Annotated in this window: 18 protein-coding genes; 3 read left to right on the forward strand and 15 right to left on the reverse strand. The window is 42.7% G+C overall.

Features of this window, described 5'->3' with window-relative positions:
* Positions 1-2 precede the first annotated feature (2 nt).
* The 13 genes from Xind_RS05015 to yceD form a co-directional block, all read right to left on the reverse strand.
* Complete coding sequence (locus Xind_RS05015) at positions 3-779, reverse strand: metal-dependent hydrolase (protein ID WP_047679628.1); 777 nt, start codon at positions 777-779, stop codon at positions 3-5.
* A 22-nt stretch (positions 780-801) separates the two neighbouring features.
* A complete protein-coding gene (holB, locus tag Xind_RS05020) occupies positions 802-1791 on the reverse strand; it encodes a DNA polymerase III subunit delta' (protein WP_187649593.1) in 990 nt (329 codons plus the stop codon).
* Positions 1788-2429, reverse strand: coding sequence for a dTMP kinase (gene tmk, locus Xind_RS05025; protein WP_047679632.1), 642 nt, complete (start codon positions 2427-2429; stop codon positions 1788-1790). The genes holB and tmk overlap by 4 nt, the downstream gene beginning before the upstream one ends.
* Positions 2426-3451 (reverse strand): endolytic transglycosylase MltG, encoded by a 1026-nt coding sequence (gene mltG, locus Xind_RS05030; RefSeq protein WP_187649594.1) that lies wholly within the window; start codon positions 3449-3451, stop codon positions 2426-2428. The genes tmk and mltG overlap by 4 nt, the downstream gene beginning before the upstream one ends.
* A gap of 72 nt (positions 3452-3523) precedes the next feature.
* Positions 3524-4348 carry an aminodeoxychorismate lyase gene (gene pabC / locus Xind_RS05035; protein ID WP_047679636.1) on the reverse strand — a complete coding sequence of 275 codons (825 nt, stop codon included), beginning with the start codon at positions 4346-4348 and terminating at the stop codon, positions 3524-3526.
* A gap of 176 nt (positions 4349-4524) precedes the next feature.
* Positions 4525-5766, reverse strand: a complete 1242-nt coding sequence (gene fabF / locus Xind_RS05040) for a beta-ketoacyl-ACP synthase II (protein WP_187649595.1) — start codon at positions 5764-5766, stop codon at positions 4525-4527.
* A 74-nt stretch (positions 5767-5840) separates the two neighbouring features.
* Entirely contained in the window at positions 5841-6077 is a 237-nt protein-coding gene (acpP, locus tag Xind_RS05045) for an acyl carrier protein (RefSeq protein ID WP_012989255.1), read from the reverse strand.
* A 150-nt stretch (positions 6078-6227) separates the two neighbouring features.
* The gene (gene fabG, locus Xind_RS05050) at positions 6228-6962 is read right to left on the reverse strand and encodes a 3-oxoacyl-ACP reductase FabG (RefSeq protein ID WP_047679642.1); all 735 of its coding nucleotides are present in this window, start codon (positions 6960-6962) and stop codon (positions 6228-6230) included.
* 11 nt (positions 6963-6973) lie between these two features.
* Positions 6974-7903, reverse strand: a complete 930-nt coding sequence (fabD, locus tag Xind_RS05055) for an ACP S-malonyltransferase (RefSeq protein ID WP_047679644.1) — start codon at positions 7901-7903, stop codon at positions 6974-6976.
* An 18-nt stretch (positions 7904-7921) separates the two neighbouring features.
* A complete protein-coding gene (locus tag Xind_RS05060; protein WP_047679646.1) occupies positions 7922-8875 on the reverse strand; it encodes a beta-ketoacyl-ACP synthase III in 954 nt (317 codons plus the stop codon).
* A 6-nt stretch (positions 8876-8881) separates the two neighbouring features.
* Entirely contained in the window at positions 8882-9919 is a 1038-nt protein-coding gene (gene plsX, locus Xind_RS05065; RefSeq protein ID WP_072032488.1) for a phosphate acyltransferase PlsX, read from the reverse strand.
* Between the two features lie 29 nt (positions 9920-9948).
* Positions 9949-10119 (reverse strand): 50S ribosomal protein L32, encoded by a 171-nt coding sequence (rpmF, locus tag Xind_RS05070; protein WP_038260337.1) that lies wholly within the window; start codon positions 10117-10119, stop codon positions 9949-9951.
* A 12-nt stretch (positions 10120-10131) separates the two neighbouring features.
* Positions 10132-10656 carry a 23S rRNA accumulation protein YceD gene (yceD, locus tag Xind_RS05075; RefSeq protein WP_047679650.1) on the reverse strand — a complete coding sequence of 175 codons (525 nt, stop codon included), beginning with the start codon at positions 10654-10656 and terminating at the stop codon, positions 10132-10134.
* A gap of 144 nt (positions 10657-10800) precedes the next feature.
* On the opposite strand from yceD, the gene Xind_RS05080 reads away from it, so the two are divergent.
* Complete coding sequence (locus tag Xind_RS05080) at positions 10801-11394, forward strand: Maf family protein (protein ID WP_187649621.1); 594 nt, start codon at positions 10801-10803, stop codon at positions 11392-11394.
* A 19-nt stretch (positions 11395-11413) separates the two neighbouring features.
* Here Xind_RS05080 and rluC read toward each other — a convergent pair whose 3' ends face one another.
* Positions 11414-12364 (reverse strand): 23S rRNA pseudouridine(955/2504/2580) synthase RluC, encoded by a 951-nt coding sequence (gene rluC / locus Xind_RS05085; RefSeq protein ID WP_187649596.1) that lies wholly within the window; start codon positions 12362-12364, stop codon positions 11414-11416.
* Positions 12365-12936: 572 nt separating this feature from the next.
* On the opposite strand from rluC, the gene rne reads away from it, so the two are divergent.
* Positions 12937-16173: a ribonuclease E gene (gene rne, locus Xind_RS05090; RefSeq protein ID WP_187649597.1), complete on the forward strand. Its 3237-nt coding sequence runs from the start codon at positions 12937-12939 to the stop codon at positions 16171-16173.
* A 148-nt stretch (positions 16174-16321) separates the two neighbouring features.
* The gene (locus Xind_RS05095) at positions 16322-16966 is read left to right on the forward strand and encodes an SDR family oxidoreductase (protein ID WP_047679658.1); all 645 of its coding nucleotides are present in this window, start codon (positions 16322-16324) and stop codon (positions 16964-16966) included.
* Between the two features lie 34 nt (positions 16967-17000).
* Here the strand turns inward: Xind_RS05095 and tmaR are convergent, their stop codons facing one another.
* Complete coding sequence (tmaR, locus tag Xind_RS05100) at positions 17001-17321, reverse strand: PTS system regulator TmaR (RefSeq protein WP_047679660.1); 321 nt, start codon at positions 17319-17321, stop codon at positions 17001-17003.
* Positions 17322-17352 lie beyond the last annotated feature (31 nt).

Genomic DNA, 17352 nt, shown 5'->3' on the forward strand with positions numbered 1-17352 from the left:
TCTTAAATATTAATATGGAACAAGTCACAAAAGTTTCTTGTCGTTACTTCTGCCAACTTCTCAACGCTAACTCCTTTCAGTACTGCCATATACTCAGCAACATCACGGACATAAGCAGGCTGGTTCTGCTTGCCACGATAAGGAACCGGAGCCAGATAAGGTGAATCAGTTTCTACCAAAATACGGTCGAGAGGGACAAACCTTGCAGCTTCACGAATTTGTTCTGCATTACGAAATGTAACAATACCTGAGAAAGAAATATAAAAACCGAGATCCAGTAAATCCCTTGCTGTCTCTTTATCTTCTGTAAAACAATGCAGCACCCCACCACAATCCTGTACGTTTTCTTCTCGCAAAACCGTCAGAGTATCATCTCTTGCCTCACGGGTATGAACAATCACAGGCTTATTTAATTCACGACCGATACAGATATGCTGGCGAAATGAAGTTCTCTGTAATTCCGCATTTTCTTTCTGATAATAATAATCCAGTCCTGTTTCCCCCAGTGCGATTACATCATTATCCGTCGCTAATCGTGCAAGCTCATCAAAATCGTAACCCTCATCCAGATTCAATGGATGAATACCGCAGGAATACGCGATATTTTCACGTTTACCAATCATATTTTTCATTTGCTGGAAACCGGGCAACGTAGTCGCTACCGCCAGCATATACTTCACATCCCTTTCTGCAGCTTTAGCCACTACATCATCTACACTTTTGTGCAGTGTTTCATAATCTAAACAGTCGAGATGACAATGTGAATCCACTAAAAACATAATATGCCCGTACCTGAATGTGTTAGCGAGTGGAGCAAAGCTGACTTTCCCAATTGAGTAATTGTTCAGTCAGTAACAATTCCCGATTGATGCCCGCTACGGATATTAATTGATGACGACAACGTGTCCAATCATCAACCATATTTAATAATTTTTCCACACTTTGACTGGCAGCCAAATGGTGGATTAATACCTGCTGATCTTGATTGATACAGTAATTTTGTGCCTCTTGCCGCCATTTCACCGCATCAGACAGCAGGCTGATCAGCCAATATAACGGTTGCTGTGCATCATCACGATTCAATAATGGTAAAAGTGATAAAGTATCATCGCCATATAAGGCCTGTGTTATGGCCTGACAAAATGCAGTTCTCTGTTGCCATTTTTCAGTTTGGAGTAACTGTTTTGCAGCCAATGGCGCTCCCTGTGATAACTTTAATGCCGTCTGAATATCCTGCGATGATATTGCCGGAAGTTGATTTTGCAGCCAGTACAACCCTGTTTGATTTTCGGGAGCAGGCAGAAAATAATAAAAACAGCGGCTTCGCAATGTTGCCAGCAAACTCGCCGGATGTTGGCATCTCAATAAGAAATAGGTATTTCGGGGCGGTTCTTCTAACGTTTTCAACAAAGCGTTAGAAGCTGCATCAGTTAGCGCTTCTGTTGATAGTAACCACACAATTTTAGCGCCACCCTGTTGAGAATACTCGTAAAGTTTCTCACTAAGCTGGCGTACTGCATCTACACCAATGACATTTTTCCCTTTTTCGGGAGCAAGAACATGCCAGTCAGAATGGGTTTCTGCCAGCATCAAATGACAACCGTGACACTGACCACAACTTTTTGCTCCTTGTTTATCCTGACACATCAGCCAGCGGCTTAATCCGTAAAGTAATGCTTCCGCTCCGGTTCCTTCATGAGCGTGAAGCAAAAGGGCATGATGCCCACGACCTTGTTGATGAGATTCAATCAACTGGCGATACGCATGGTTAAGCCACGGATACCAATTCATTCCTGCATTTCCCATTGTTTCAGACAATGAAACAAAATCTGACGAATATCGTCCTGTACTTTTTCTAATGGCTGTGTTGCATCTACTTTTTTGATGGTCTTATCTTGTTCTATAAGTTCAAGATACCTTGTGCGGGTACGATAGAAAAAATCCAGCGATTCTTTTTCAATACGATCCAATTCACCACGCTCACGAGCACGCTGTAAACCAACCTCTGGCGGCAAATCAAGATAAATGGTCAAATCAGGGTAAAAATCACCGAGCGCGGCTTCACGCAATGAAGACAATAAGCTCTGGTTAATACCACGTCCCCCTCCCTGATATGCCTGAGAAGACAGATCATGGCGGTCTCCGACAATCCAACTGCCTTTCGCCAGAGCAGGCTTGATCACATTTTCCACTAACTGCACTCTGGCAGCGTAAAGCATTAATACTTCTGCTTTATCCGTCAATATTTCTCCTCCAATTCCTTCTTTGATCAATTGACGTAATTTTTCCGCTAAGGGAGTTCCACCCGGTTCACGGGTAAAAACAAGATCAGAAATACCATGCTGTTTTAGTGTATCAGCCACAGTTTGGATTGCCGTAGTTTTTCCTGCGCCTTCAAGCCCTTCAATAACAATAAATTTGCTGTTCATTTATCCTGCTTTAATCTCTGGCGATAAAGATTTACCGCTCTATTATGTGCTACTAAATTCGTAGTAAATGTATGCCCCCCATTACCATCTGCAACGAAATATAGATAATCAGTCACGGCCGGATGTGCTGCTGCTTTGATCGATGCAAGACCTGGCATGGCAATAGGCGTCGGTGGCAATCCCTCAATCATATAAGTATTGTATGGCGTAAACGTGGTCAGGCTGCTACGAAAAATGGTTCCGGTATACTTATCTCCCAATCCATATATGACTGTCGGATCTGTCTGTAATCGCATCTTTAACCGCAGACGATTAACAAATACTGACGCAACCTTAGCACGTTCAGAATCTACCGCAGTCTCTTTTTCGATAATAGATGCCATAATTAACATCTCATAAGCACTCTTATACGGTAAATTCTCTGCACGATTTTCCCATTCTTGTTCTACTAATATGACCATTTTTTGGTGAGCACGCCTGAGTAATTCTATATCACGTGTACCTGCGGTATAGAGGTAAGTATCAGGGTATAACCATCCTTCCAGTGATTCACCTGTTTTCATCTCCAACAACTTTGTCAGCTCTTGTGGTGTCTTTCCTTCTGCCACATGCTTCAAGTATGGCGCATTCTGCAATATCTTTGACCAGTCAGAGAGACGACTACCTTCAATAAAGCGGATAGAAAATTGAACCTCTTTACCACTGGAGAACAATTGCAGTATTTCTTTTAACGTCATATTTTTTTGTAGACGATAAGTACCTGCCTTAAATTTGGCCAATTCTGGTTCTAAACGGAATAACCACTGCAATAACTGATTATCTTCAATGAGTTTATGCTGAATTAATAGTGTCTCCAGCCCGGCATAACCTATTCCAGCAGGTACTGTAAGTATAAGATCTTGCGTCAGATTAACCTTCTGAGCAGAAAAATTTTCTATTTTCTTTGCAAAAAGAAAAAGTACTATTGCTGCAACAATAATAATCAATCCAGGTAAAATAAGAATGCTTTTTTTAAGTTTCATTCGATTACCACTTTTATCTGTTTTTCAATGATAGAGACGGATTAACCGCTGTTTAATACCTGCGAATGACAACTACAGTCTTAAACATTCAGGTAATAAATATTCATATAATTCTCTGGATTGATATTTCCACGCAGGTTGATTTTTATGAGCCAGGATCTGATTGACAGCCATCACTGGCATCAGCGAATTACAAATAATCACCTCATCGGCATGTGCCAATGCTTCAGGATAACGCATGACACATGATAAGTTATAATCACTCTCTTCCAATATCTGGATAATCTGCTGTCTCATTACTCCTTCTACACCGCATTGGCTTAAATCCGGTGTATAAACGTTTTTACCTCTTCGCCAAAAAATATTAGCGGTACAACATTCAACCAATAAACCATCGCTATCGAGTACCAACGCTTCATCAATTTTTGCTTGTTCGATAAACCGTTTTATCAAAACCTGCTCCAATCGGTTCAGGTGCTTGATGCCTGCTAAATGAGGATTAATCCCCATAGCAACAGGGCTAAGGCCCAACGAAACACCTTTTTCACGCAGAATACGATATTGTTCTGGATATGCATTTAACGAAAGGATTTGATTTGGCTCACCAATACCATCAACGCTGTACCCACGGCCACCATTCCCTCTGGAAAGGATCACTTTCAAAACACCTGATTCACACCCCGCAACAACTTGTTTAATATGGCTTTCCAATTGTATCCAATCCACTACAGGCATAAACAGTTTTTCAACGCCTTTTTGCAACCGTTTCATATGCAAAGGCAACAAAGCCGCTTGACCTTGCTCAACTCTTATTGTGGTAAAGCAGCCATCACCAAATTGTACCGAACGATCATTAACAGAAAGTTGATCGTGCAATTTACCGTTAATCCAATACATCATCTTATTTTCTGATTCTTAAATAAAAAGGCGTGAAAACCTCAGCTTATAAGGGGCGTTATAATAGTATATGAGTCGTGGCAGTGCAAAAATGTACATCTGAAAAGCATAGAGAAATAAAACATAAAAAAAACCCCAACATAAGAGTTGAGGCTTTTTCTCGGAAATTGACTGTGTTACATCTTACGGAATATCAGTGAACCGTTAGTTCCACCGAAGCCGAAAGAGTTACACAACGCATATTCCATTCCTTCAATGTTGCGTGCCTGACCAGGAACAAAATCCAAGCGGCAATTTTCATCCTGATTAACCAGGTTAATGGTTGGAGGAACAATCTGATCACGCAGGGAAAGAATGGTGAAAATAGATTCCACCGCTCCAGCCGCTCCCAGTAAGTGGCCTGTCATAGATTTAGTTGAACTCACTAATACTTTAGTACCTTTACCAAAAACAGACTCCACTGCCAGAGCTTCAGCAAGATCACCTGCTGGTGTTGAAGTACCATGAGCATTAATATAGCCTACCTGATCCGGAGAAATGCCTGCATCTCTCAAAGCATTTACCATAGCAAGTGCTGCACCTGCTCCATCTTCCGGTGGCGATGTCATGTGATACGCATCACTACTCATACCGAAGCCAACAACTTCAGCATAAATTTTCGCGCCTCGTTTTTTAGCGTGTTCATATTCTTCAAGAACAATAACGCCAGCACCATCACCCAAAACAAATCCATCACGATCTTTATCCCAAGGGCGGCTCGCACCTTGAGGATCGTCATTACGGGTCGATAGTGCACGGGCAGCGCCAAACCCTGCAACACCAAATTCTGTACTTGCTTTCTCAGCACCACCTGCCAACATGATATCGGCGTCATTATATGCAATAATACGCGCCGCATGGCCAATGTTGTGCACACCAGAAGTACAGGCAGTTGCAATAGAAATACTAGGACCACGAAGACCATATAAAATGCTCAAATGGCCTGCTACCATATTAATAATGGTTGAAGGTACAAAGAATGGGCTGACCTTACGAGGCCCGGCCGAAATCAATGTACTGTGGTTCTCTTCAATCAGGCCCAAGCCACCAATACCAGAACCAATAGCAGCACCAAAGCGGCTAGCATTGGCTTCTGTTACTTCGATTCCTGCATCTTCCATGGCTTGAATGCCAGCAGCAATACCATACTGAATGAACAAATCCATCTTTCGTGCATCTTTGCGCGAAATATTGAAATCTTCATGATTAAAATTCTTCACCACACCAGCAAACTTAGTTGCATGGTTAGCGGTGTCAAAATGTTCGATAAGGCCGATACCACTCTGTCCGGTACAAACAGCGTTCCAAGAAGACTCTACTGTATTGCCGACAGGAGATACCATGCCTAGTCCGGTCACGACTACTCGACGCTTAGACACGGTTATCCTCCAGGGAGGGAAAAAATGTAAGACAAAAAACATAGGCGGTCGAACGACCGCCTAGGTATATGTGCTTATTTACCTGCGTTTTCAACGTAGTCAATAGCAGCCTGAACTGTAGTGATTTTTTCAGCTTCTTCGTCTGGGATCTCAATATCGAACTCTTCTTCCAGAGCCATTACCAGTTCAACTGTGTCAAGAGAATCAGCGCCCAAGTCATCAACAAATGAAGCTGTGTTTACAACTTCTTCCTCTTTAACACCCAGTTGTTCAACGATGATTTTCTTAACGCGTTCGTCGATAGTGCTCATACTATTAAATTTCCTATCAAAACTCGCTTTTGCGATGGTTTTCGTAGTTTATAAAATACAGGAAAAGATGCAACCAAATCCCGGCTGGTCGAACCACCAACTGTCTTTTTTGTATAAAAAATACATCAAAAACAGTAGGTTCGCTCATTTTTAAATCATGTACATGCCACCATTGACATGTAATGTTTCACCCGTAATGTAAGCGGCCTCATCAGAAGCAAGAAACGCTACAGCACTGGCAATTTCCTTTGCATCACCGAGACGATTAGCAGGAACTTGAGATAAAATGCCTGCTCGTTGATCGTCTGTCAACGCTCTGGTCATATCCGTTTCGATAAAACCAGGTGCAATAACATTGACGGTAATGCCACGAGAAGCGACCTCACGGGCTAGTGATTTGCTAAAACCAATGACCCCTGCTTTCGCTGCCGCGTAATTCGCCTGCCCTGCATTTCCCATTGTTCCAACAACAGATCCAATGGAAATAATACGCCCATAACGTTTTTTCATCATAGAACGCATTACTGCTTTTGACAGACGAAAAATCGAAGAAAGATTAGTGTTAACAATATCTTGCCACTCATCATCTTTCATACGCATCAACAAGTTATCACGTGTGATGCCCGCATTATTCACTAGAATGTCTATTTCACCAAATTCAGCACGAATATTCGATAGCGCTTGTTCAATGGATGTTGAATCTGTGACATTCAGTACAAAACCTTTGCCTTTATCACCAAGATAGGCACTGATTGCCTCGGCGCCTTTTTCACTGGTCGCAGTACCAATCACACGTGCGCCACGTTCTGCCAATAATTCTGCAATCGCTCGACCTATGCCACGGCTGGCACCAGTAACTAGTGCAATTTTTCCATCAAAGCCCATGTTTTCCTCAGTCATTTATTCAGAGCAATTGTAAGTGATGATACATCATTTACTGCTACAGCACTTAAAGTATCAACAATTCGTTTTGTTAAACCAGTTAATACCTTACCTGGCCCTATTTCTAAAATTTTATCAATACCTTGCGTTGCAAAGTATTCAACAGATTCTGTCCAGCGTACAGGATTATACAACTGACGAACCAGCGCATCCTGAATCGCATCAGCAGATTCTTCTACCCTCACATCCACATTATTGACAACAGGGAACTGCGGTTGGTTAAACACAACAGATTGCAATGCAGTTGCTAACTGGTCTGCCGCAGATTTCATCAGCGCACAATGGGAAGGAACACTGACGGCCAAAGGCAAAGCTCGTTTAGCCCCGGCAGCTTTACATGCAGCCCCTGCACGCTCTACTGCTTCTTTTTCGCCAGCAATGACAACTTGTCCAGGTGAGTTAAAGTTAACAGGTGAAACAATTTGTCCCTGTGCTGATTCTTCGCACGCTTTTGCAATGGATTCATTATCCAGGCCAATAATGGCATACATAGCACCTTGCCCTTCAGGTACTGCCTCCTGCATCAGTTTCCCGCGGAATTCGACCAACTTGATAGCTTGTTGGAATTCGATTACACCAGCACAAACCAGCGCAGAATATTCACCAAGGCTATGACCAGCCAGCATGGAAGGAGCTTGACCACTCTGCTCCTGCCATATCCGCCAAATGGCAACGGAAGCCGCCAGCAACGCAGGCTGTGTTTTCCACGTTTTATTCAGTTCTTCTGCTGGCCCCTGCTGAACTAATTCCCATAAATCGTATCCGAGAACCTCAGAAGCCTCTGCGAAAGTTTGTTCGACAAGCGGAAATTCTGTCGCTAAATCAGCTAACATGCCAAGGGATTGAGAACCTTGGCCAGGGAATACCATTGCAAAATCAGACATGTTTATCTTCCTGTTAAGTTAAAAACGTACTAGCGCTGAGCCCCAGGTAAAGCCACCGCCAAATGCTTCAAGTAAAACAAGTTGGCCACGTTGAATTCTTCCATCACGTACCGCTTCATCAAACGCAGTCGGAACAGATGCCGCAGAGGTATTGCCATGACGATCGAGTGTCACAACAACTTTATCCATAGCCATATTCAATTTTTTAGCTGTTGCAGAAATAATACGTAAATTCGCCTGATGAGGAACCAGCCAGTCAAGCTGCGAATGAGCTAAATCGTTAGCTTTCAAAGTCTCATCAACGATATTCGCTAATTCTCGCACGGCAACCTTAAATACTTCATTGCCAACCATTGTGACGTATGCGGGTGAACTCAATTTTTGGCGATCTTGATGAGGGACTGAGAGTAATTCGCCATAATGACCATCTGCATGCAGGTGAGTTGACAGAACACCCGGCTCTTCCGAAGCACCGACAACCATCGCACCTGCCGCGTCACCGAAGAGGATAACTGTACTGCGATCTTTAGGATCCACAATTTTGGAGACAATATCAGATCCAATAACCAGTGCACATTTAGCGGCACCAGTTTTAATAAATTGATCAACAACACTTAATGCATATGCAAACCCGGCACAAGCAGCCGCAACATCAAAAGCCGGAATATTATTAATACCTAACAACTTCTGGATCTGACAAGCACTACTAGGAAAAGCATGGCTTCCCGTTGTTGTTGCAACAACAATCAAATCGATTTGCGTTTTATCGATACCCGCCATTTCAATGGCTTTTTCAGCCGCTCTGAATCCCATAGTAGCAACTGTTTCACCTTCAGCAGCTATACGGCGTTCACGGATACCTGTACGAGTCACGATCCACTCATCAGTTGTATCCACCATTTTTTCTAAATCTGCGTTAGTACGCACCTGAGAAGGCAAATAACTGCCCGTGCCTAAGATCTTTGTATACATTTATGCTTATTCACTCTTGGGTAATACTGCATCTAGCCGGGCTGCGATCCTTTCCGGAACCCGCTTCTCTACAGCCTTAACGGCTTGCTCGATAGCAGCTTTGAATGCGTATTCATTCGCGGCACCATGACTTTTTATGACAATACCACGCAATCCTAATAGTGTTGCGCCGTTATACTGATCAGGGTTTAGATGACCAAAGCGTTTTGCTATTTGCTTGAGCAAAAACTTCCTGAATATTTTCACCAACCATGACGATTTTTTCTTCTGCCCATCTGGTGATTTAACCAGAGACAGAACCACTCTGATTGCGCCTTCCATTGTCTTCAGCGTAACATTACCTGCGAAGCCGTCACACACGAGGACATCTGTTTTCCCCGTTAATAACTCATTACCTTCCACATAACCTATGTAATTAATTAAATTACTATTCCGTAATATCATGGCGGCTTCGCGGATATTATCTAGCCCTTTGGATTCCTCTTCCCCGATATTCAGCAATGCCACACGTGGATTATTTGCACCTGCAACATCTTCTGCCATCACAGCGCCCATAATGGCAAATTGCACTAACATACGACTATTACAATTAATATTAGCGCCCAAATCTAATACAACTGTTTTTTGCTGTTTCAGATTAGGTATAACTGTCACTAAGGCAGGCCGTTCAATCCCCTCGATCGACTTCAACATCAATTTAGCCAGCCCCATTAATACTCCGGTATTCCCCGCACTGACACATGCTTGCGCTTCACCTGATTTCACTAAATTTAGTGCAATACGCATTGAAGTACCGTGACTGGAACGAATTGCCTGAGAAGGCTTTACATCGTTGGCAACTACATGTTCCGCAGGAATAATTTGCAAACGGCCGAGCAGCTCAGCATTTTTATTTGCAAGCAAAGGAGAAATGGTTTCGGGATCACCGACCAACAGTAGTTTTAATCGCGGATTAGATGCCAGTGCCTGCAATGCAGCAGGCACTATGATGCGAGGACCAAAGTCCCCGCCCATAGCATCTAACGCTAGGGTTAGATTAGCCAAGATATCAACTTGCTAATAATTAGCTGAAATTACTTGTTGATTACCTTGCGGCCACGGTAGTAACCATCAGCAGTCACATGGTGACGCAGGTGAGTTTCACCAGAAGTTTTGTCTACAGAAACTTGTGCTGTAGTCAGTGCGTCATGAGAACGACGCATACCACGTTTAGAACGAGTTGGTTTATTCTGTTGTACGGCCATTGACCTTACTCCTTAAGTACTTTTCTTTAAACTGGCTAATACGGCAAATGGGTTTGGTTTTTCTACTTCAGGAGGCAGAACACCAAACACCATGTCCGCGTCGGACACTTCACAGTGTTCAGAATCATGTACCGGAACTACTGGTAGAGAGAGAATTATTTCATCTTCAATCATAGCCAGTAAATCTATTTCACCAAATTCATTAATGTCAATTGGCTCATACTCTTCCGGTAATGCCTCAGCCTGCTCATCATTGACGACCGGGCTAAAACAATACGTTGTGTGAACATGATGACTGAAATTACTGCCACAGCGCTGACAGGCAAGCGTAACATCCACATCTGAATGCCCTTTTACAACCGCCAGACGCTGATTATCAATCTGAAATGATAATGAGCTATCTACATCACTATCCACACTGACCACAGACTCTACGAGACGAGACACTTGTTCAGCAGAATAACTACCTGTGTAGTCTAATCTTTTCTGGGCTGCACGAAGTACGTCAATGGTCAGGGGTAATTTTACCTTCTGCATAAGGCGCGCATATTATCTTTGTAATGGGACATAGTCAAAGAAAAAGGCCACACATCTGCACCTTTCCGCCAAATATTCGCTTAATAAGCGGCGTATAGTTTAAAATGCCTGCAAATATTTCTCTACGTATTTTATGGAAAAATGATGCTTCCGATTGTTTTATCGTCAACTTCGATATATCGCCGCTTATTGTTAGAAAAAATAGGTTTACCTTTTACCTGTGCAGCACCACATGTTAATGAAAATTCGCAGGAGAATGAAACGCCAGAGCAATTAGTCATGCGCCTTTCACGAGCAAAGGCTATCGCATTACAAAAACATTATTCCAGTCACCTTATTATAGGTTCCGATCAGGTATGTGTTTTAAACGGTAACATTACAGGAAAACCCCATAATTTTGAGAATGCTCTCTCACAACTAAAAAAAGCCAGTGGGCAACGCGTTACTTTTTATACTGGCATTACATTATTCAATAGCAAAACAGGAAATACCGATACGCGCTGTGAACTATTTCATGTCCACTTCAGAACACTGAATGAAGCCGAAATCATCAACTATCTAAAAAAAGAACAACCTTTCAATTGTGCAGGTAGTTTTAAAAGTGAAGGTTTGGGAATTACATTATTTGAAAAACTTGACGGTAAAGATCCCAATACATTAATTGGCCTGCCATTAATTACCCTGACAGACATGCTTATCCGTCAGGGGGTAAACCCTCTGACGGCACAACATTCATAACCAACTTACAACCATTTAATTACATTTGACGCAATTTTTTTAAACATTGGCGTAACCCAGTATCCATTGGCGCTTCAAAGCACAAAGTTTCTCCTGTTGATGGATGGGTAAATTTTAATGAACTGGCATGCAGAAATAGTCGTTTAATTCCTGTTTCTGCAAGCTGTTCATCAAATGTTTTGTCACCGTAGCGATCATCAAATGCAATTGGATGCCCCGCATATAAGGTGTGCACACGGATCTGGTGAGTACGTCCTGTTACAGGGCTGGCTCGTACCAGTGTGGCAAATGCATACCGCTCTTCAACCTTGAAACGCGTCTCCGATGGTTTACCTTCACTGCTAACCTTAACGACCCTCTCACCGCTTTGCAGAATATTTTTTAATAAAGGTGCCTGCACTACTTTACAATGGGATTGCCATTGGCCACGCACCAATGCCAAATAATCTTTCTGCATTTGTTTTAAACGTAATTGTTCATGTAATGAACGTAAAGCTGAACGTTTTTTTGCGATCAGTAAAACCCCGGATGTATCACGATCTAGGCGATGTACCAGTTCAAGAAAACGCGCTTCAGGCCGTAATGCACGCAATCCTTCAATCACACCAAAGCTCAGCCCGCTCCCACCATGTACGGCTGTTCCTGATGGTTTATTGATAACTAAAATATAATCATCTTCATAAAGAATACATTCTGCCAAAGCAGCTACTTTATCCAGCTTTGCAGAAACAGGAACATCCTGTTTTTCTGCTACTCTGACAGGCGGAATTCTGACAATATCATTGGCTGTCAATTTATATTCAGGCTTAACTCTTCCTTTGTTGACTCTAACTTCACCTTTGCGCAAGATCCGATAGACCATACTCTTAGGTACACCTTTTAAGCGAGCCAGCAAAAAATTATCAATTCTCTGGCCTGCTTCATCGTCATCAATAGTGACAAACTGTACAATTTGATTATTTGTTTTCATAGACGCAATTTTAATTATCCAGTAAACAGAGTGCCAATCATTTTTAAATTATGTATAAATAACATCCATATTTTTATTCTTTATTATTAAATTGTCTTAGAATAAAGACTAAAGATTAACAACTTATCACCATTTCATGATAAAAAACTCTTAAAGCGATAAAGTCACCTTGCTATCACCCCAACAGCAATGGAATAATGCTTTCCGGCCACAGTTTACTAAACTATGAATGGCAGATTGAAATTGTTTGTTATCTGTTTGTTTGAACAAAAACGCAGCAATGGCGTAAGACGTAATGTTTAATCAAACAATTTATGGGCTGTGGGTTGCAACTTACTGGACTGGGTAGAACCTGTACTAATTTATTACAGTATCCCCCCCCAATAAAGAGCGCTGCGTTTCTTCCAATGAAAGAAATGAAATTCAGGCTCGCCGACAATCAGGCACCTCTATACAAACGATAGCCGTGAGGCTGGCGGTTTTGTAAAAGACACGAGGTCATCGGTTACCAGTAGTGCTTCTCTTTTTACTCGCAGCTCTATACTAATGTAAAAAATAATGAGTAAGTTAGAATGAAAAGAATGTTAATCAACGCAACCCAACAGGAAGAGTTGCGTGTCGCCCTTGTTGATGGGCAACGTCTTTATGATCTGGATATTGAAAGTCCTGGACACGAGCAAAAAAAGGCAAATATCTACAAAGGTAAAATTACACGGATTGAACCTAGCCTTGAGGCCGCTTTTGTTGATTATGGTGCAGAGCGACACGGCTTCCTTCCTATAAAAGAAATTGCTCGTGAATATTTTCCAAGTAATTACCATGCCCACGGTCGCCCCAACATTAAGGATATACTGAAAGAAGGCCAGGAAGTTATCGTTCAGGTCGATAAAGAAGAGCGAGGCAATAAAGGTGCAGCCTTAACAACCTTTATCAGTCTGGCTGGCAGCTATCTGGTTCTGATGCCAAATAATCCAAGAGCAGGTGGTATTTCCCGTCGTATTGAAGGTGATGATCGCATCGAACTAAAAGAAGCACTCTCTTCTCTTGAAGTACCTGAAGGTATGGGGCTTATCGTCCGTACTGCCGGTGTCGGCAAATCCGCAGAATCCTTACAAGGAGATCTGAACTTCCGCCTGAAACACTGGGAAGCGATTAAGAAAGCTGCAAACAACCATCCAGCACCCTTTTTGATTCATCAGGAAAGTAACGTTATCGTACGAGCTTTTCGTGATTATCTGCGTCCAGATATTGGGGAAATCCTGATCGATAACCCTAAAATCCTCGATTTGGCACGCCAACATATCACAGCTCTTGGCCGCCCTGATTTTGCCAGCAAAATCAAACTGTATAGTGGTGAAGTCCCCCTGTTCAGCCATTACCAAATAGAGTCTCAGATCGAATCCGCTTTCCAACGTGAAGTGAGACTGCCTTCTGGAGGTTCAGTCGTCATTGATACCACTGAAGCGTTGACTGCAATCGATATCAACTCATCCCGTGCAACCCGTGGGGGAGATATTGAAGAGACCGCTTTTAATACGAATCTGGAAGCCGCAGATGAGATTGCCCGTCAATTACGCCTGCGAGACCTCGGTGGTCTTATCGTTATCGATTTTATTGATATGACACCCGTTCGTCATCAGCGTGAGGTTGAAAATCGCTTGCGTGATGCAGTTCGCCAAGATCGTGCCCGTATTCAGATCGGCCGAATCTCCCGTTTTGGTCTGCTGGAAATGTCACGTCAGCGCTTAAGCCCGTCACTGGGTGAGTCCAGTCATCATGTCTGTCCACGCTGTAGCGGTACGGGAACCATTCGCGATAATGAATCACTTTCCCTGTCTATTCTTCGTCTAATAGAAGAAGAAGCATTGAAAGAAAATACTCATCAGGTGCATGCCATTGTTCCTGTTCAAATCGCTTCCTACTTATTGAATGAGAAACGTAAAGCTGTCAGTGCGATTGAACATCGTCAGGGTGGTGTCGGCGTGGTTATCGTTCCAAATGATCAAATGCAGACCCCGCACTTCTCTGTTTTACGTGTCCGTAAAGGTGAAGAAATTTCTGCCCTGAGTTATCAGCTCTTACAGGTTCATGAAACGGAAATGGCAAATGTTCAGGAAGATACACAGCATGAACGTAAGCGTCCTGAACAACCTGCTATTTCGACTTTCGATCTGCCTACAGAAACTCCTGCACCTGTAACGGCAAAAACAAAAGAGAAAAAAACACCAGCAAATAATCAGCAAAAAGCAGACAAACCGGGTTTGTTCAGCCGTCTTTTAAAAGCCCTGAAAAAAGCATTCAGTGGTGAGGAAGAAAAACAACCACGGGAAAAGAGCAAAAAATCTTCCGGTAACGATAATCGCCGTTCATCAGACCGCCGTAATTCACGCCGTCAAAACCAACGTCGAGAGCGCAATGAAAATGAAACTCGTAATAATCGTGAGCGTGATGAACAACGTAAAGGACGTAATGCTCAGCCTAAAAATAATGTGCAGGATGATACCGTAATAGATAACGAGGCTCGTGAAACTCAGCAGCAACAGCGCCGTGAACAGCGTGCAGAACGTCAACGCCGCCGTCAGGAAGAAAAACGCCAACAGCAGTTAGAAATCAAAGCACAACAAGTAAGCAAAACTGAAGTTCCAGAGGAAGAAATAGAGGAACGTCAACCTGTTATGCCGAGGCGCCAACGTCGTCAGCTTGAGCAGAAAATCCGTATTACAGATAGCGTGAAAGAAGAAGCTGTTATTGCTGCCTTGTCAGCAGCCACGTCTGGATCTGCCTCAGTAATTGTAGAAGAAGAGAAAAAAGTTTCTGTACCGACTGTTATCAATACAGAAATGGAAGTAACGGCTCAGCTTTCTACCTCAGACGAATCCATCGCGCAAAATGCAAGTGTGCAAGCCCCATCTGCACAAAGTTCTCTGCAAGGTAATGAGCAGCAAGATAACATCATGCCACGTCGTTCTCGCCGTTCACCACGCCATTTGCGTGTCAGCGGGCAACGTCGTCGTCGTTATCGCGATGAACGTAATCTGACCCAATCACCTGTCCCTCTTGCAATGGCAGTAGTTTCACCTGAATTAGCATCAGGTAAAGTTTGGGTTAGTTACCCTGTCACACCTGTAATAACAATATCTGAAACAGAGATTTCAACTGAAATTTCTGCTGTTGAAGGAATAGCATCAGAACAATCCGTTGATGTCATGCAAATTCCTGCGGTTGCAAAAATGGCTGAACCAGTCTCAATATTTTCTGTTACTGAAGCAACAAAGACAGAGAAAACCACAAGCAATCACAAAGATGTTAAAGCTGAATCAGTGATCTATTCTGTGGCATCAGCTATAGAGCCTGCCTCTGAACTGACTGAAACAGCAACACAGGAAACTGTAGGAGCAGCTATCAGCAATGATATCGTATATCAGGTTAAAGCTGTTGTGCATAACGCGGTATTACATGAACCTGAGGAAAAAGCACATCATGCAGCAGAACCGATCATCGTGACCTCTATCGCTGAACAGGAACACAATGAAGAACAGCCAACTGTCGCAACGGAAATATGCTCTCAGGCAACGGAAATTAAAGCGAAAGAGACAAAAGCTGCTGAACCACAGATCATCATGGCAAAAAATCATCACGCTTATTCCCCAATGACTAAAGCTCCGGCACCGGATATGGCGGGACAACCTGTCATTATTACTGAATGGCAACGCCCTGCTTATCCATTTAAAGGAAAAGGAGGTGCAGGTGGGCATTCTGCAACCAACGTCGCAACATCAGCAATGTCAAAGCCACAGTCATTCGAATAATCGAATAATGTAATCGCCTATAAATCAAATGGCTCCCAGAAAAGGAGCCATTTCTTATCATTCGCGCTAGAAAAACCGTCTGTTTCATTTCCTTTGAGCTCTGATTCCAATAAACTCAGATAGTTATCATTTAAAATGGTGAATTATTATGGATAAAATTTCGTCTACGAAACCTTGGTTGATTTTTGGTGCGGGCAAAGGTATCGGGCGCTATCTAACCGATATCGCACTAAAACAAAAACGTCCGATTACGGCATTAATTCGTAATGAACAACAGGCTATTGAACTAAGTTCAATAGGTGTGAATGTGATACAAGGTGATGCCTGTGACAGCCGAAGTATAGAAAAAGCTATTGAACATGCCGGAGAAAATCCCATTGTTTTTTCAACCATCGGAGGAGGTAATTCAGATCACTACGGCAATATTTCCATCATAGATGCGTTGGAAAACGCGCAAATTTCTCGCATGCTCTTGGTGACATCCATAGGATGTGGTGATAGTTGGCACACCTTATCACCACGTGCCAAATCATTATTCGGTCAATCAGTCAGGCTCAAATCACTGGCAGAAAGTTATCTGCAAACCAGTACATTAGACTTTACAATTATTCGTCCCGGTGGTCTGACTAATCAAGCAGGTACAGGGCATTGCCAACGTTATCAGGGGGAAATTCACGGTATGGTGAGTCGTGAGGATGTCGCTTTGCAATTGGCACATATGGCTGAAGATAAAGAGACTTATTACCAGATTTACGCTTTGGTCGATCCTGAACTAAAACCTCACTGGGGTTGATAAAGTAACCACGCCTTCCGGCGTGGTCAATCGCTTATTTTACTCCACCATCCATTGCCTTAAGCTTTTTGGATAATTCGCGGCGTTCTTTAGACAACTCAGCATTTTTGATAATGTATTCGTCTACTCGCTCTTCATAATCGCTACGCATATGGACGATAATTCCTTGAATATCTTCAACTGACATTCCCGGTTTAATGTAATCACTCAGATTATCCAGTAACAGTACACGTTTTTGGTTGTCGCGGATCTTTTTCTCATTATCTACGATTTCTCGTTGTAATTTATTTTTGCGACGAAAAATACGCACAAACTCTAATACATTATGGAATGTCGGCTTATTCGCGTTGTCCATTTTTTACACCTTTCTTTAATTAGAACGATAA

Source organism: Xenorhabdus indica (genome assembly GCF_014467235.1).
GTDB classification, from domain to species: Bacteria; Pseudomonadota; Gammaproteobacteria; order Enterobacterales; family Enterobacteriaceae; genus Xenorhabdus; species Xenorhabdus indica.

Coding starts and splice junctions, on each gene's coding strand:
- tmaR (WP_047679660.1), bottom strand. CDS start 17,321: ATGGACAACGCGAATAAGCCGACATTCCATAATGTATTAGAGTTTGTG.
- acpP (WP_012989255.1), bottom strand. CDS start 6,077: ATGAGCACTATCGACGAACGCGTTAAGAAAATCATCGTTGAACAACTG.
- rne (WP_187649597.1), top strand. CDS start 12,937: ATGAAAAGAATGTTAATCAACGCAACCCAACAGGAAGAGTTGCGTGTC.
- rluC (WP_187649596.1), bottom strand. CDS start 12,364: ATGAAAACAAATAATCAAATTGTACAGTTTGTCACTATTGATGACGAT.
- fabG (WP_047679642.1), bottom strand. CDS start 6,962: ATGGGCTTTGATGGAAAAATTGCACTAGTTACTGGTGCCAGCCGTGGC.
- Xind_RS05095 (WP_047679658.1), top strand. CDS start 16,322: ATGGATAAAATTTCGTCTACGAAACCTTGGTTGATTTTTGGTGCGGGC.
- rpmF (WP_038260337.1), bottom strand. CDS start 10,119: ATGGCCGTACAACAGAATAAACCAACTCGTTCTAAACGTGGTATGCGT.
- yceD (WP_047679650.1), bottom strand. CDS start 10,656: ATGCAGAAGGTAAAATTACCCCTGACCATTGACGTACTTCGTGCAGCC.
- holB (WP_187649593.1), bottom strand. CDS start 1,791: ATGAATTGGTATCCGTGGCTTAACCATGCGTATCGCCAGTTGATTGAA.
- Xind_RS05080 (WP_187649621.1), top strand. CDS start 10,801: ATGCTTCCGATTGTTTTATCGTCAACTTCGATATATCGCCGCTTATTG.
- pabC (WP_047679636.1), bottom strand. CDS start 4,348: ATGTATTGGATTAACGGTAAATTGCACGATCAACTTTCTGTTAATGAT.
- Xind_RS05060 (WP_047679646.1), bottom strand. CDS start 8,875: ATGTATACAAAGATCTTAGGCACGGGCAGTTATTTGCCTTCTCAGGTG.
- Xind_RS05015 (WP_047679628.1), bottom strand. CDS start 779: ATGTTTTTAGTGGATTCACATTGTCATCTCGACTGTTTAGATTATGAA.
- fabD (WP_047679644.1), bottom strand. CDS start 7,903: ATGTCTGATTTTGCAATGGTATTCCCTGGCCAAGGTTCTCAATCCCTT.
- mltG (WP_187649594.1), bottom strand. CDS start 3,451: ATGAAACTTAAAAAAAGCATTCTTATTTTACCTGGATTGATTATTATT.
- tmk (WP_047679632.1), bottom strand. CDS start 2,429: ATGAACAGCAAATTTATTGTTATTGAAGGGCTTGAAGGCGCAGGAAAA.